This window comes from Paenibacillus sp. P22, from assembly GCF_000469945.2.
GTDB lineage: Bacteria > Bacillota > Bacilli > Paenibacillales > Paenibacillaceae > Paenibacillus_O > Paenibacillus_O humicus.
Window position 1 is genome coordinate 17470 of record NZ_CBRA020000119.1, and the last position, 14224, is coordinate 31693.

Genomic DNA, 14224 nt, shown 5'->3' on the forward strand with positions numbered 1-14224 from the left:
ATATTCGCTGGCTTAGACCCGCTTACATCTTGACCGAACCGACCGTCATGCCCTTCACGTACATCTTCTGCATGAACGGGAACGCCATCAGAATCGGAATGACGGTGATCAGCGCGCCGGCCATGAGCTCGTTCCACTTCTTGAATGACGAGGAGTCCAGGTACATGAGCCCCATCGGGAGCGTAAACATGCTTTGCTTGTCGACGATGATCATCGGCCAGAGGATGTTGTTCCAGCTGCCGATGAAGTTCAGGATCGCAATCGTGCCGATCGCCGGAAGGGCGAGCGGCAGGTAGATGCGCCAATAGATTTTGAAGCTGCCGCAGCCGTCGAGCACGGCGCTCTCGTACAGCTCATGCGAGATCGTCCGGAAATAGCTCGTGAACAGGAAGATCGCGAACGGCGCCGCCCCGTTGATCATGGGGAGGATCATGCCGATGTACGAGTTTTGCAGGCCGAGGTTCGTCATGTTGATATAGAGCGGAATCAGCGTTGTCACGCCCGGCACGAGCAGCAGCGCGATGAACGTGTAATAGAAGATTTTTTTGCCCTTGTACCGGAACTTCGCGAACGAATACCCCATCATCGTGTAGATGACGACGACGCCGAGGATGACGAAGAGGCTGACGACGACGCTGTTGACGAAGAACTGGTAGAAGTTCAGCTTGCTCCACACCTCCCCGAAGTTGGACCAAAGAGGCGCGGCCTTGGGGAAGGGAGACTGCGGATTCGCGAGCGAGTCCTGGGTCGTCTTGAGAGACGTCCCGATCATCCATAGAAACGGGTACACGCAGGTGACGCCGTAGATGACGAGTAGGATATGCTTCAAGTATTTGACCATGCGGGTCCCCTCCTATATGTCCGCCTGGAAGGAGCGGATGCTGAAGATGGCGATGACTCCCGTTACGAGGAAGGAGACCCATCCGATCGCGCTTGCCAGGCCGTAGTCGTTGTCGAGGAACGCGGTGCGGTACACGAGAGTTCCGATGACCTCCGAGCTGCCGCCCGGTCCCCCGCCGGTCATGATGAATACGTTCTCGAACGTCTGAAAAGCCCCGTTGATCATCTGGATGACCGCGATCAGCGTGATCGGCTTGAGCAGCGGCCATGTAATCTTGCGGATGAGGGTCGTCTTGCTCGCCCCGTCCACGCTGGCCGCCTCGTAGAGGGTCGGGTCGATGGATGTAAGTCCCGCGTAATACAGGATGAGCGTGCCCGGAAGGCCGCCCCAGATCGTCGTCAGGATGATGCCCATGAGCGAGGTCGACGAGCTGCCGAGCATGCCTCCGGGAATGACGAGGAAGTCCAGGCCGATCCATTGGAACAGCGCATTGAGCGCGCCGGCGGGCTCGAACAGCCCTTTCCAGACGTAGAAAATCGCGACACCGGACGCAATCATAGGCAAGAAATAGACGGTGCGGTACATCGCGGCCATCTTCGTGTTCTGCAAGGTGAACGCCAGCACGAGCGCCACCGGCACGACGATGACCACCTGGAAGACGGCGATCAGCGCGTTGTGCAGCAGCGCCTTGTAGAAGTTCTGCGTGACGATCGGGTCGTCGCCGAGCAGGAACTGGCGGAAGTTCGCCAGCCCCTCGAAGCGCGCCGTCGAGAAGTCGATGCCCGACCAGTTGTAGAAGCTGAGCAGGATGGAGAAGCCGACCGAATACACCCCGACGCCGAGAAACAGCAGCACGCCGGGCAGCAGGAACAGATACGGCACCCATTTGTTTTTTGTCGTTACCATCTCAAAAATCACCTTCAGGCTCTTGGAGTAACGGCCGGCCGGCGCTGGATGCGCCGGCCGGCCGGATGGATCGGGACTTAGTTGCCGCTTGCCTCAAGCTTCGCCATCGTGTCGTCGAATTTCCCCGCCGCCTGCTCCGCCGTCAGCTTCTTCTCGATGACCGACTGCAGCGCCTGGGCGTACACTTCCCATTCCTTATGCTTGCCGCGCAGGGAATTGATGGCCGGCGAAGCTTCGGAATACGGTCCAGGCTCCTTGGCGAAGGCGTCGGAGATGGACTTCAGGTTCGGATCGAGATCCTTGGCATGGTCGCCGAGATTTACGGCCGGCACGGTGTAGGCGCCGTTCGCGAAGGCGACGGCCGCTTCGGGATCGGTCGTCATGAAGGTGATGAAATCAAGCGCCGCTTCTCGGTTTTTGGAATCCTTATTGACGGACAGCTGCGTCAGGGTGAACGGATCGGTCGTCCAGGCCTGGATTTTGGAGCCTTCCAGCGGCGGCACCGGGAACGTGATGATATCCTCCGGCTTCATGCCCATCGCGAGCAGCGTCGACATCGTGAAGGAGCCGCCGAGGTCGAACGCCGCCTTGCCCGCCGCGAACGCCTGGTCGGCGCCGTCGATGTCGGTCGACAGGACGCCCGGCATGAGCAGTTCCTTGCCCGCCAGCGTCTCCATCGCCTTGACGACCGGCAGGTTGGCGGGATCGCTCATCTTGGCCTTGCGCTCCAGCAGATCGATGTAGCCCTGCGGTCCGCCATGCATGATGGAAAGCGCGGAGCCGGCCCAGTTCTCCCACAGATCCGGAATTTTCGCGCCGAACACAAGGCCCGGCGTTCCGCTTTTCGCCTTGACGGCTTCCATCATGGAGACGAATTCCTCCCAGGTTTTCGGCGCTTCCGCCTTCAGCCCGGCTTCCTCCAGCAGCTTCTTGTTGCCGTAGAAGGTGAAGAAGCCTCCGATGTCGAGCGGCAGGCCGTAGAACTCGCCGACCTTCAGTCCTTTCTGGACGGTCGTGGCGTTTTTATCCGTCTTCCAGGAGTCCACCTGACTCTGCGTGATGCGGATCGGGTCCATTGCGGTGCCGACGTATTTGCCGAGCACGTCGTCCTTGATTTCGCCGGACAGCTCCAGCACGGAGCCTTCGATGGAATCGCCCGCGGTCGCCCACCAGTTGATGACATCCGGCAGGTTTTTGGAGTTGGCCGCCGCCTGGAACTTCTGGCGGTACGTGTCGTCCGGAGTGAAGGTGTCGATCTTGACCTTGACGCCCGTCTTCTGCTCGTACAGCTTGGCCGCCGCCTCGAAGCCCGGCGTGTACGCCACCTTCCAGGTCCACATCGTCAGCTCCTTGCCGGAGCCCGCAGCGTTATCGTCGCCTCCGCCGCCCGAGCAAGCGCTCAGCAGGAGAGCGGATGCCGTCATCGTCGATAGGATACAACCTGCTTTTCTGTTCATGGCCAACCACCTTTTCTGTATTTAGCTTGGAGTCGTTCCTGCGGCGGCTGCCCGCCTCGCCTATTCATCGTAGCGCAGGAGACGGGAAAGCATACAGGAGGCGGAATTGGCTTTTGCAGGCCGATCTTGGCTTTGTCTCGGGAAGCTGCGGTTCAACCTTGCGCGGACGCGGATTTGAGCCGGTTCATGCGATGCCTCAGCTTGCCCAGCGATTATTTCCGGGTGGGAGAAAATAGGAATCCGTAGGAGTCCACGCGAAAAAGCCTCTACAGGACGATAGCGTCCCATAGAGGCTTGTGTTGCTTAGCGGTGGCTCGTCGGATGGGTCGCCGTAACCGGCAGCTCTCCCTTGAACATGCGGTTGATGTCCCCCGCGAGCCTCAGGTAGAAGTCCGACGATACCGACACGCCGTCGGCGTCCAGCGTCAGGAAGTATTGATTCGTCGGAATCATGGAGCTGTTCTCGGCGATCTTGGCGATGGCCGTTCCTTCGTCGTACTCGTCGAACATCGCGACGTAGCCGGTGTTGATGCCGACCGTCTTCATGTCGTAAGCCTGCCTCCACATGAAATCGCCGTGCATGCGCGGATTCTCGTTGCGCGGGCCGCCGGTCATGTTGGACCAGGCCGAGCCCGGCCAGATGACGGGCTGGTAGGCGATATTGTTCTGCTGCGTGAACGTGTAGTCCGGCTGCCAGACGTTGGTCTTCCAGCTGTCTGCGTCGTTCATGTCGTGAAAGCGGCCGACGAACCACGGGGAGATCATGTCCAGCGACTTGTACACGTCGAGGAACCCGGCCTTGGAGTCGTTGACGCCGGTGCGCCAGTAGGCCGGCACGCCGCCGATGACATAGACGCCCTGCTGCTTGAACCAGCTGATCAGCCCCGCCGACTCGGCGGCCGTGCCGGGACGGTCGGTGAAGCCGATGCCCCAGATGCAGACGACCGTTTTGCCGTTCTGCTTGGCGTAGGCGCTGGACGAGGGAAGTCCCATCGCGTTGACGACGTTGGCCGTCCAGTCATGCTTGACGGCATTGACCCAGTTGGAGGCGTTCATGCCGGTAATGTCGTACATGACGTAGAACTTGCGGTTGTTCGCCTCCGCCGCGTTCTTGACCTTGACGGCGACGCTGTCGCGGTTCGTCTTCCAGTTGTTCGGCGTGTCGCTCTCGTCCGCCCCGAACCGCTGGAGGGCCGCTCCGTCGATGTTGTACGTCTTCATCCATTCGAAATGCTTGCTCACCGTCTCCTGGTCATACGAGGAGAACAGCTTGGCCGAGGATCCGTTGCCAAAATTGCCGAGTCCGGTCTGGTAGGACTTCGTATATTCCCTCATGTCGGGATACAGCTCGAAGTTGACGTTGCCGGTCGCGGCAGGCGCGCTGCTGTTTTTGGACCAGTGCACCCAGCCTCCGTTCGGAGAGCCGTCGCCTGCGGCATTGAACCAGCCCTGGTAGCCCGCGAACAGCTTGCCGACGACGTCTCCGCCGCTTGGCGCCGAAGCCGCATTGAACTTGAACCAGAGAATGTTGAACAGGTTGCCGGCGCCTCCGGTAAACTTCAGGTACAGCGTATGGACACCGCTTGCTCCGGAGACGGAGCAGGACTTGGTCTGCCAGTTCTGCCATCCGCCCGTTCCCGGGACGGCGCAGGTTCCGATCAGCGTGCCGGACACGCTGTCCAGGCGCGCCTCGATGCTGCCCCCGCTGTTGTTGCTGGCGACGCGGACATCGAGCGACGACGCTCCGCTGCCGAAGTCGACTCCGTTGAAGGCGATATAGTCGCCGTTGTCGATGAAGGCGACGTTCTGGCCGCCCTCGCTGGAGGCTTCGAGCTGGATGCCGGACTGGCTGCTGTAGCCGGAGGCGGCTGTCTGGGCGAACGCGGAGGCGGCTGAGGCTTGGCTGGCGGACAGGGACATCCCGGTTGCCAGCATGGCGACGGCGACGAGCAGAGAGAGCAGGCGGCGGCGGTTGAAGAGACGGGATTTGTTCATAAGTTCCTCCTTTGATCTCGATCGAATGCTGGATGGCGGCGACGTCTGGCGGCGACCGCTGTTGCAGGCTGCCGTTGAATCGGCAGTCTTCCCCACCTCCTCGACTTCGCATCAGCAAGCGCTTTCATAAATCGGCGGGCTTGCTTTCTCCAGTTTAGCGATGGAATCCCCTTCCATCTATAGGGCGGATTTATCTTTCTCAGGGCAAATCGATACGGTTTGACCCCTCTTTCGGCTCGTACAATGAAAACGCTCTATTGTGAGGAGGACCGAGTCGTGATAAACTTTGTAAACACGCGTTCATATCCTTGCATGCTGAGCGCGGGAAACAACGGAATCCAATATCTCAATGTCAGGAGAGACAGCGAATGAAATACAGAAAGCTTGGCCGCTCCGGCCTCAAGGTCAGCGAGATCAGTCTCGGCAGCTGGATGACGTACGGACATACAGTCGGTGAAAATACGGGAGCGAAGCTGGTCGACCGCGCCTTCGAGCTCGGCATCAACTTCATCGACACCGCCAATGTGTATGAGCAGGGCGCGGCGGAATCCATGCTCGGCGACATTCTGCCTGCGTATCCGCGCGAGTCGTATGTGCTGGCGACGAAGGCGTTCTGGCCGATGGGCTCGGGCCCGAATGACCGGGGCCTCTCCCGCAAGCATGTCGTCGAGCAGCTGAACGCCAGCCTGAAGCGGCTGAAGCAGGACTACGTCGACATTTTCTACTGCCACCGCTACGATCCCGAGACTCCGGTGGAGGAGACGCTGCGCACGATCGAGGACTTTGTCCGCCAGGGCAAGGTGCTGTACGTCGGCGTCAGCGAATGGAGCGCGGCCCAAATCCAGGAGGCGGTGCAGGTCGCAGACAAGTATTTGCTGGACCGCATCGTCGTGAACCAGCCGGAGTACAGCATGTTCAACCGCACCATCGAGCGGGACGTGCTGTCGGTCAGCGAGAAGAACGGCATTTCCCAAGTCGTGTTCTCCCCTCTCGCCCAAGGCGTGCTCACCGGCAAATACCGGCTCGGCCAAGAACTTCCGGAGGGCAGCCGCGCGAGCGATCCGAAGACGAACATGTGGATCAAGAACTACCTGACCGACAGCCATCTGCGCAAGGTCGACCAGCTGGACGCCGTGGCGAACGAGCTGGGCTTGTCCCTCTCCAGCCTGGCGCTCGCCTGGATTCTGCGCCATGACAGCGTAGCCAGCACGCTCGTCGGAGCGACGAAGGTATCTCAGCTGGAAGAGAACGTGAAGGCTTCGGGCGTGGAGCTTTCGGAAGAAATCGTCGGGAAGATCGAGGCGATTTTGACGGGAACGGAAGAATAGAGAAGTCCGTTTCGGACATTCTTTCCTATTCCAGCAAACAGCTAACCGCACAGCAAAGAGCGCCCGTCGTCGACGAGCGCTCTTTTGCCAGTTGCCTCCTGCACGAGAACAATTATAGTCCGTCCATCGGCGCTCAAGGATTTATTTCCACCTCTTCCGCATGCCAATGTCCGTTTTTCCATTTCACTCTCATCCTGATGGTCTCCACCGATCCGAACCGATGATCATCGGCTACGAAGGAAAAGCTCTGCCTGGCATAAACATAGGCTCCAAAAAAGGAATGAATCGGAACGATGGAAAAGATTTTATGTTTGTTCGGCTCGTAGCGGTAAGGCGACTGCACCAAACCGCGCTTCAGCGGATTCAGCTTGTCGTAGGCCTGCTCATTCATGTAGGGAGCGAAGTTTATATCCGTTTGCATTCCAATCGTTATTATTTTTTGGACGCCGTTCCTTATCCAGATGAAGCCTGCGGTATATGCGGACAGGAATAGGAGCAGCAGGAAAAGGAGCAGCGAGAGCTTCTTCTTCAACGCGATCATCCCTCCCCTGCTCTCAAAAACGCAAGGCGGCTGCGCAAGGTTGCGGGCTCCATGTTCCTGTCCGAACCTTTCCCAAGCCTGAGTCAGTTGTTGAACAAGCTCCGATACTCCGTCGGCGTCATCCCTTCATGCTCCTGGAACCGCTTGTTGAAATAGCTGGCGCTCGGATATCCGGCCCGCACGGCGATGTCTCCGATGTTGTCGTCCTTCCGCTCCAGCAGCTGCTGCTTCGCCATCTGCAGCCGGGCGCGCGTCACGAAGTCCGATGGCGTCATCTGCATGGCGCTCTTGAACAGCTTGCAGAAATAATGCGGGCTCACCTCCGCCCGATCCGCCCATTCCTGAAGGATGAACGGCTTCGCCGCCTCCTGCTGCATGAGCGGCAGCAGGCCGATGACGCGGCTCTCTGCCGGGCTCGTGCGCCCCGAGGTCAGGCTGACCGCCTGCTGCACGAACTCCGCGAGCACCGCATACGTCAGCGTGGACAGCAGCGCCGGCCGGGTCATGCTGTTCGCTTCAGCTTCCTGAAGCAGCGCGAGATGAGCCTCCTCCCAGGCGGCGGGCTGGCGCAGCTTCCACAGATTGTTCTTGTGGAAGCCCCTTTCGATCATATAATCATGAAGCGTGCCGCCATAAAAATGGATCCAGCGCACATCCCACGGCTCCTCGGCGCTGCTGTAATACCGCTGTCGCTGCAGCGGAAAATACAGAACCGCCTCGCCCCGCTCCAGCTCGTGGATCTTGCCTTCCACCTCGACATACCCCCGCCCGGAGGCGACGTAATGGATGTTGAAGTTGTTCAGGGCGCCTGCCTCCCGATGCACCGAATGCGTGGGATATTCCGTGTATCTGCCGACCGATTCCGGAAAGACAAAGTACGGAAGATCCGGCCAGGTCAATAAATGGGCCTGCCGCTCCATTGAAATCTCCTCCAGGACAATATTGTTCTAATGACTCTCAAAATATTATTATTTTTATTCTATCTTCCATTTCATATAATGACAATATAATCGCAGTTGTTGAAGGAGGAGATGTTTGAGCCATGAACGGGAAGCTGAAATGGGGCATTTTGAGCACCGCATCGATCGCGAGGGGTTCGGTCATTCCGGGCCTGATGAAATCCGAGCTCAATGAAGTCATAGCCATTGCAAGCCGGGATGAAGGGAAGGCCCGCGGGACGGCGGATGAATTCGGAATACCCGGATCGTATGGCAGCTATGAGGAGCTGTTAGCCGACGATGAAGTCCAGGCGGTCTACATTCCGCTGCCCAACCATCTGCACCGCGAGTGGGCGATCCGCGCCATGGCTGCCGGCAAGCATGTGCTTTGCGAGAAGCCGATCGCGCTGACCTCGGCCGAAGCGGAAGAAATGGCTGCAGCAGCGGCCGCGAGCGGCGTCATTCTCGCGGAAGCCTTCATGTACCGCCATCATCCCCGTTACGAGACGATCCGCAGCATTATCGATTCCGGCAAAATCGGCGATCTGAGAAGCATACACGGCACGTTCACGTTCAACAGCTCCAACAGCTCCGGCAACGTCCGATTCAACAAGGACTGGGGAGGCGGCGGCCTCTACGACGTCGGCTGTTATCCCATCACGGCAGCCCGGCTCCTGCTCGGCCAAGAGCCGGAGGCCGTCACCGTCAGAGCTTTGTTCTCGCCGCAGCACGGCGATGTCGATATGATGGCTTCAGGATTGCTGGAATTCCCGGGCGGCCTGGGCGTTACCTTCGACTGCGGCATGTGGGGCGCCTTCCGCAATACGCTCGAGGTGCTCGGTACCGAGGGCATCATCGAGGTTCCTTCCGCTTTCATCGCTCCGGAGGACAGCGGAGCCCATTTCTACTTAACAGTCAACGGACAGCGGGAGGAAATCGAAGTTCCTCACATCAACCATTTCTCGCTGGAATGCGACGATTTCGCCCGTACGGTGCTGCACGGAGAGCCGCAGAAATTCCCGCCGCAGGATGCGGTCCGCAACATGCGCGTTCTGGAAGCCTGCCTGCAATCCGCGCGCGAGGACAAGCGCATCGTCCTGCAACCGGTTGCAGCCCACCAATAAGGAGGAAATGCCATGGAAACAATCCTCATCCCGGGAACCGACAAGCCCGTCTCGATTCTGATGAAGGGCTCCGACTACTTTACGCATGACCAGTACGAGAAAGCGGCGGCCAATCTCGACGCCTTCCTCGCCATCGGCGGAAATGCCGTGGATACGGCGCACATCTATTGCGGCGGCCAGAGCGAAGAGGTTCTGGGCCGTTACATGGAGGAGCGCGGCAACCGCGATGACCTCGTCATCCTGACGAAGGGCGCCCATCATGACCATACCGGTCCCCGCGTGAACCGCCAGGCGATCAACAGCGATCTGATGACGAGCCTGGAGCGGCTGCGCACGGATTACGTGGAGCTGTATGCGCTTCACCGGGACGATCCTTCCGTGCCTGTCGGCGAAATCATCGAAGCGCTGAACGAGCATATCGAAGCCGGCCGCATCGGCGCGATCGGCGGCTCCAACTGGACCTGGCAGCGGCTGCAGGAAGCCAATGAATATGCGGCGGCCCATGGCCTTGCCGGCTTCACCTTCAGCAGCCCGAACTTGAGCCTCGCCAAGGTCAACGAGCCGTTCTGGCACGGCTGCGTATCGGCCGACGCGGAAACGCTTCGGTGGCATGAGCAGCAGCAGCTGCCCCTGCTGTCCTGGTCCTCCCAGGCGCGCGGCTTCTTCACCGGCCGCTTCTCGCCCGAGGTGCGCGACAACGACGACATCGTCCGCGTCTTCTACAGCGACGGCAACTGGGAGCGTCTGCGCCGGGCCGAGCAGCTGGCCAAGGAAAAGGAAGTCACGGTCATTCAGATCGCTCTGGCTTATGTGCTCAATCAGCCGTTCCCGACCTGCGCGCTGATCGGCGCCCAGAACGCGCAAGAGCTCCGCTCTTGCCAGGAAGGGACATCCATCAAGCTGACGCGCGCCGAGCTGGACTGGCTGGATCTTACCGCTGCTAGCGTTGCGGGATAAGAATAGCCCGAAAAAGAGAGCTTGTGCAGGCAATCAAGGAGGCTGCCCCTCAGGACAGCCTCTCCATTCCTAAAACGCCAAAAGGGACGAAGCGGATATGGTTGATCCGCTTCGTCCCTTTTCCTTTTTGGCGGGCCTGCCCTCTCTCCATTCCATTACCAAGCGGATGATCTTGATAGAAGGGCTTTTCTATTCATTTCCCTGATGTCCCTCTTAGGACTTTCCGAGCGAGATGCGAAAACCATTAGATAGAGTAAAGCAGAAGCTTGTCCCGCCTGGATGCAGCAACGGCTAAATTTCCCTTCCAAAATCAGTACCGGTTATAGGCTCGCAGCAGCGTGAAACGGTTCGGCCGGACCTTGTCCGCCTCGCGCAGCGAGTTCTCCACCAGCTGCTCCGGCAGGCCGAGCTCTTGCGGCGAGACCGGACCGCCGACGGAGCGCAGCCAGTCCCTGATTCGGCCCGGCTCCGGCAGGCTGCCGATCCATTCCTGTATTTCCGGCCAGTGCCGCTCCAGCGCCTTCCTTCCTGCGGCGTTCACCACCTCGCCGTCCCGATAACGTCCGCTGCCATCAGCCGAAGCGGCGATACGTTTGTACAGCGACGAGATCAGTGCGCTTGCCGCTCCGACCTTCGCTCCATGCAGCAGCTGCCTCTGCCCCGTGCGGTGCAGCTCCATCTCCCAATAATGCGAAAGATGATGCTCCGCGCCGGAAGCGCAGTTGGACGAGCCGAGTATGAGCATGGCAAGCCCCGAGCGGATCAAGGCTTCGGTCAGCGCCGTGATTCCTTCGGCGCTGCGGCTTGCGATGCTGCCGGCATGTCGGATGCATGACTCCAGCGCATCCTCCGTCATCGCAGCCGCCCATTCATCATACGGGCTTAAGCCCAGGCGGGCTTCAATCCGCCAATCCAGCAGGGACGTGAATTTGCCGAGCATATCCCCGAAGCCGGCGGCAACTAGCGGCGCGGGAGCCGCCCGGAGCAGATCCGTATCCGCGAACAAAGCCGAGGGGCCGATGGCGGAGACCGTCGTTTTCATCCCGCGGATGAGCAAAGGAGCCCCGAGCGAGGTGAAGCCGTCGACCGAAGGCGCGGTCGGCACGCTTACGAAAGGAATGCTTGCCGTGTAGGCGGCATAACGGCTGAGGTCGTGGATCGTGCCGGAGCCGGCTGCGACGATGGCCGTCGCCCGATGCTGCTGGACCGACAGCAGCTGCTGCACGACCGAAGCCTCGTCCGCGACGACGTCGCCCGCCGCATTGGCATCGATCAAGACGGGATGCAGGTCCAGCTTCATGCTTGACGCCGCATCGAGAAGAATCGTTCCCGCAACTTTCGACGTTGCCGCGTCGCATGCCATGACCGCGTTCCGATGCCCTTTCTCCGACAGGAATTCCACAGTCCGGGCTGCCGCCCCGGACGAGACGTCGATCGTTTCCGGGAATGTCATGCCGCTCAAGTCCCGCCCTAAGGCGAGCGCTCCTTGCGCCATTTCTTGCAGAATCATGCCGGCATTCTCTCCCTTCCATGGCTGCCTTGCTGCCTGAGGCTTGTCAGCGCCCATGTCTCAGCGATTCAGCCGCCACAAAAGATCGCTCAGCCGCAGCTCCTGGCGCAGGCTCCCCGGCTTCGTGTCCCGGCCGATCACAACCGCTTCGATGCCTGCCATCTCGGCGAAGTCGAGCATCTGCTCCGTGCTGAATGATGCCGCAGGAGCCTGCCGTCGGAGTCGCCACGATGCGGCCCATGGAAGCATTCACCTCCGACACGGCCAGCGCATACGCCATGGCGCGCCCCGCATCGCCGCCGAGGCTCGGCTCCCCGGCCGCGTTGTAAGCCGCGACCCGCTGGGCGTCGAGCCCGGTCAAGCCGCTGCGGGATGTCGTGTCCCGCGTCAGGCCGTTATGGACGGCATCCTTCATGATGCCGTAATAGTCCTTCATCGCCGCGAATTCCGCCTCGGGCTCGCGGCCCGATTCGCGCGACTGCTGCTCCAGCATGAGACGGCCGATGCTCAGGCCGCTTTCGCTGCAGCGCTCACTCAGTTCCTTCAGCGTCCGGAAGTTCATCGTCGTTCCCCCTGTCATCGTTCAAGTCCATATAATCCGTCTGAAGCACATGCGGCATTCGGCCGATCCGCTCCATCAGTCCCGCTTGCACCGGAGCATCCAGCTCCACCACGGCCAGCGCCTCTCCCTGGCGCTCCATGCGGCTGAGCGACAGCCCGCCGATGTTGAGCCCTTCCTCCTGCAGCGCCGCCGAGAGCGCCGCGATGACGCCCGGCTGGTCCCGGTGCCGGATGAGCAGCGTCGGGTAGGAGCAGCTGAATTTCACTGCGAAGCCGTTCACCTCCACGACCTCCACGTTGCCTCCGCCGATCGAAGTGCCGAGCAGAGACAGCTTGCGACCTCCGTCCGCAGCGGTCAGATCGAGCCGGACGGTGTTGGGATGGGGGAACAGCCCTTTCCCCTCCTGGAATACCAGGTCCATGCCAGCCTCCTCGGCCAGCTCGACCGAGTCGGGCAGACGCGGGTCATCCGTATGGAAGCCCATGAGCCCGCCTGTGACGGCTGTATCCGTGCCATGTCCTTGATAGGTGGCCGCGAAGGAGCCGAAAAAAGAAATTTTCGCTTCCTGCGGCATTTCTCCCAGCAGCCTGCGCCCCGCAAGCCCGATTCGCGCCGCCCCCGCCGTATGGGAGCTGGAAGGTCCGACCATGGCCGGGCCGATAATGGAAAACACGTCTTTGAACCGCACAGCCATTCTCCTTCGTCTTGAGTGTTGTAGAGGCCGAAAAAAGGGACAGAGCAGAAGAATGCGCCGAAAGAAGGGCGTGCCGCCCATTCCCAGCGATTCTTCCGCTCTGTCCTTTGTACCTGAGAGTTGCCTCGCTTCCCGCTCCGCGAGTTTCCCCTTGGGTGATTCCATGCGCGCCTGTGCGCGGCCACGGAATTCTCTCCAGAGATGCGTCCGGCAAAGGTCCTTTTGCCTGAGAGATTCACCCTGTCCCCAGGGCTTACTCCTTCGGCGCCGCCCCGTGTTACAGGTAGTCTCTCCCGCTGCCTTCATCCGCTCTATTCAATTAATGGATTTCGTCAGATTGCAAACGTTATCTACACTCATTATATGCAGGAGCGCGGCCATCTTCAACCTGCAGTCCGCGGGCAGGATGACCGACGGCAGCAATGATGCGAAAAGGCGGTCATGGAGCTGCACGGGACTGGCCATAACGAAGATCGAGCAATGGCACGCTGCACGGAGCCGGCTCTGCTTGCACGCTGGGCGGTGCATGCTGCAGGGAGCCGGCTCTGCTTGCCGACTGCCGATCCATGCTGCATAGCCGTCCTTGCGATTATCAGCATGGAGCCGGCTCTGCTTGCACGCTGGGCGGTGCATGCTGCTGGGAGCCGGCTCTGCTTGCCGACTGTCTTTTTAACAGCATCTTCTTCCGTATCGGACATACGATCCGCTATTTCAACTTAAATGCCCGTTCAAAAAAATTTAACGGACATAGGATACCTTATTTTAGTGAAAACACCTCGAAACGGGCTGTTTTCCCACAAATAGCGGATCGTATGTCCGATAGCTCGGCGAAATCGGCAATAATTTCTAAATAACGGATCGTATGTCCGATACCGCCGCCTGACAACGCCGAATCCGAGTCAAGGACTGGACTGCCGCCGAGAAGCGCCCTTCCACGACAAAAAAACCGATAGACAGTCCAAATAAGCTGATAGACAGTCCAAATAAGCTCATAGACAGTCCAAGCAACCGGATAGGCCGTTCAAACAAGTCTACATACAGCCGAAACAGGCCGCAACCCGTCTCGGTTACGGCCTCCTTGCGTGCTTATCCCTTCTTTTCTGGCTGCTTGGATTCGACCCGAAGCTCAGTGTGGATACAGTCAAATCCAGCGTGAAAACCGCAGCTAGCCGAGACCAGCTCATCCCGTCATGCCGTACGACGCCCAGCCGCCGGCGGAGGCGTAGAGTCCGCTTCCGCCCAGCATCGCCTGCGGTCCCCGATGAGCTGCGGCGGCATGGGCGCTTGCGCCAATGATGCCGACCGCCACGGCCGGCTCCAGCACATCCTGCTCGGCGAGAGCCGCGATGGCGGCCGCATCGCCCGTGCGGA

Annotated in this window: 12 protein-coding genes, 1 pseudogene and 1 riboswitch; of the genes and pseudogenes, 3 read left to right on the forward strand and 10 right to left on the reverse strand. The window is 60.0% G+C overall.

The annotated features are described in order from the left end of the window. Positions 1-22: 22 nt before the first annotated feature. The 4 genes from BN871_RS16630 to BN871_RS16645 all read right to left on the reverse strand — a co-directional run bounded on the left by BN871_RS16630 (position 23) and on the right by BN871_RS16645 (position 5199). Entirely contained in the window at positions 23-841 is an 819-nt protein-coding gene (locus BN871_RS16630; protein WP_021878031.1) for a carbohydrate ABC transporter permease, read from the reverse strand. 12 nt (positions 842-853) lie between these two features. Next, a complete protein-coding gene (locus BN871_RS16635) occupies positions 854-1747 on the reverse strand; it encodes a carbohydrate ABC transporter permease (RefSeq protein ID WP_048747468.1) in 894 nt (297 codons plus the stop codon). Positions 1748-1824: 77 nt separating this feature from the next. Beyond that, positions 1825-3204: an ABC transporter substrate-binding protein gene (locus BN871_RS16640; protein WP_083436500.1), complete on the reverse strand. Its 1380-nt coding sequence runs from the start codon at positions 3202-3204 to the stop codon at positions 1825-1827. A gap of 303 nt (positions 3205-3507) precedes the next feature. Further along, the gene (locus BN871_RS16645) at positions 3508-5199 is read right to left on the reverse strand and encodes a carbohydrate-binding protein (RefSeq protein ID WP_083436501.1); all 1692 of its coding nucleotides are present in this window, start codon (positions 5197-5199) and stop codon (positions 3508-3510) included. Between the two features lie 368 nt (positions 5200-5567). Here BN871_RS16645 and BN871_RS16650 point away from each other — a divergent pair, with 368 nt between their 5' ends. Continuing rightward, the gene (locus BN871_RS16650) at positions 5568-6527 is read left to right on the forward strand and encodes an aldo/keto reductase family protein (RefSeq protein WP_048747473.1); all 960 of its coding nucleotides are present in this window, start codon (positions 5568-5570) and stop codon (positions 6525-6527) included. A gap of 133 nt (positions 6528-6660) precedes the next feature. On the opposite strand, the gene BN871_RS16655 is transcribed toward BN871_RS16650, so the two are convergent. After that, positions 6661-7059, reverse strand: a complete 399-nt coding sequence (locus BN871_RS16655; RefSeq protein WP_157060316.1) for a hypothetical protein — start codon at positions 7057-7059, stop codon at positions 6661-6663. Between the two features lie 92 nt (positions 7060-7151). Next, on the reverse strand, positions 7152-7988 hold the full coding sequence (locus BN871_RS16660; protein WP_048747477.1) for an AraC family transcriptional regulator: 837 nt from the start codon (positions 7986-7988) through the stop codon (positions 7152-7154). 122 nt (positions 7989-8110) lie between these two features. On the opposite strand from BN871_RS16660, the gene BN871_RS16665 reads away from it, so the two are divergent. Continuing rightward, the gene (locus BN871_RS16665; protein WP_021878037.1) at positions 8111-9130 is read left to right on the forward strand and encodes a Gfo/Idh/MocA family protein; all 1020 of its coding nucleotides are present in this window, start codon (positions 8111-8113) and stop codon (positions 9128-9130) included. 12 nt (positions 9131-9142) lie between these two features. Continuing rightward, entirely contained in the window at positions 9143-10087 is a 945-nt protein-coding gene (locus BN871_RS16670) for an aldo/keto reductase (protein ID WP_048747480.1), read from the forward strand. A gap of 310 nt (positions 10088-10397) precedes the next feature. Here the strand turns inward: BN871_RS16670 and BN871_RS16675 are convergent, their stop codons facing one another. From BN871_RS16675 to BN871_RS28480, 4 genes and pseudogenes are all read right to left on the reverse strand, one after another. Continuing rightward, a complete protein-coding gene (locus tag BN871_RS16675; protein ID WP_048747487.1) occupies positions 10398-11597 on the reverse strand; it encodes a sn-glycerol-1-phosphate dehydrogenase in 1200 nt (399 codons plus the stop codon). A 193-nt stretch (positions 11598-11790) separates the two neighbouring features. Next, positions 11791-12159 (reverse strand): annotated as a pseudogene (locus BN871_RS16680) (L-serine ammonia-lyase, iron-sulfur-dependent, subunit beta); the annotation flags it as partial. Continuing rightward, positions 12128-12847 carry an L-serine ammonia-lyase, iron-sulfur-dependent subunit beta gene (sdaAB, locus tag BN871_RS16685; RefSeq protein WP_048747482.1) on the reverse strand — a complete coding sequence of 240 codons (720 nt, stop codon included), beginning with the start codon at positions 12845-12847 and terminating at the stop codon, positions 12128-12130. The gene sdaAB and the pseudogene BN871_RS16680, both read right to left, overlap by 32 nt. 210 nt (positions 12848-13057) lie before the next feature. Beyond that, a riboswitch (glycine riboswitch) is annotated at positions 13058-13159 on the reverse strand. An 874-nt stretch (positions 13160-14033) separates the two neighbouring features. After that, on the reverse strand, positions 14034-14224 hold a 191-nt coding region (locus tag BN871_RS28480; protein WP_021882546.1), incomplete at its 5' end, for a hypothetical protein.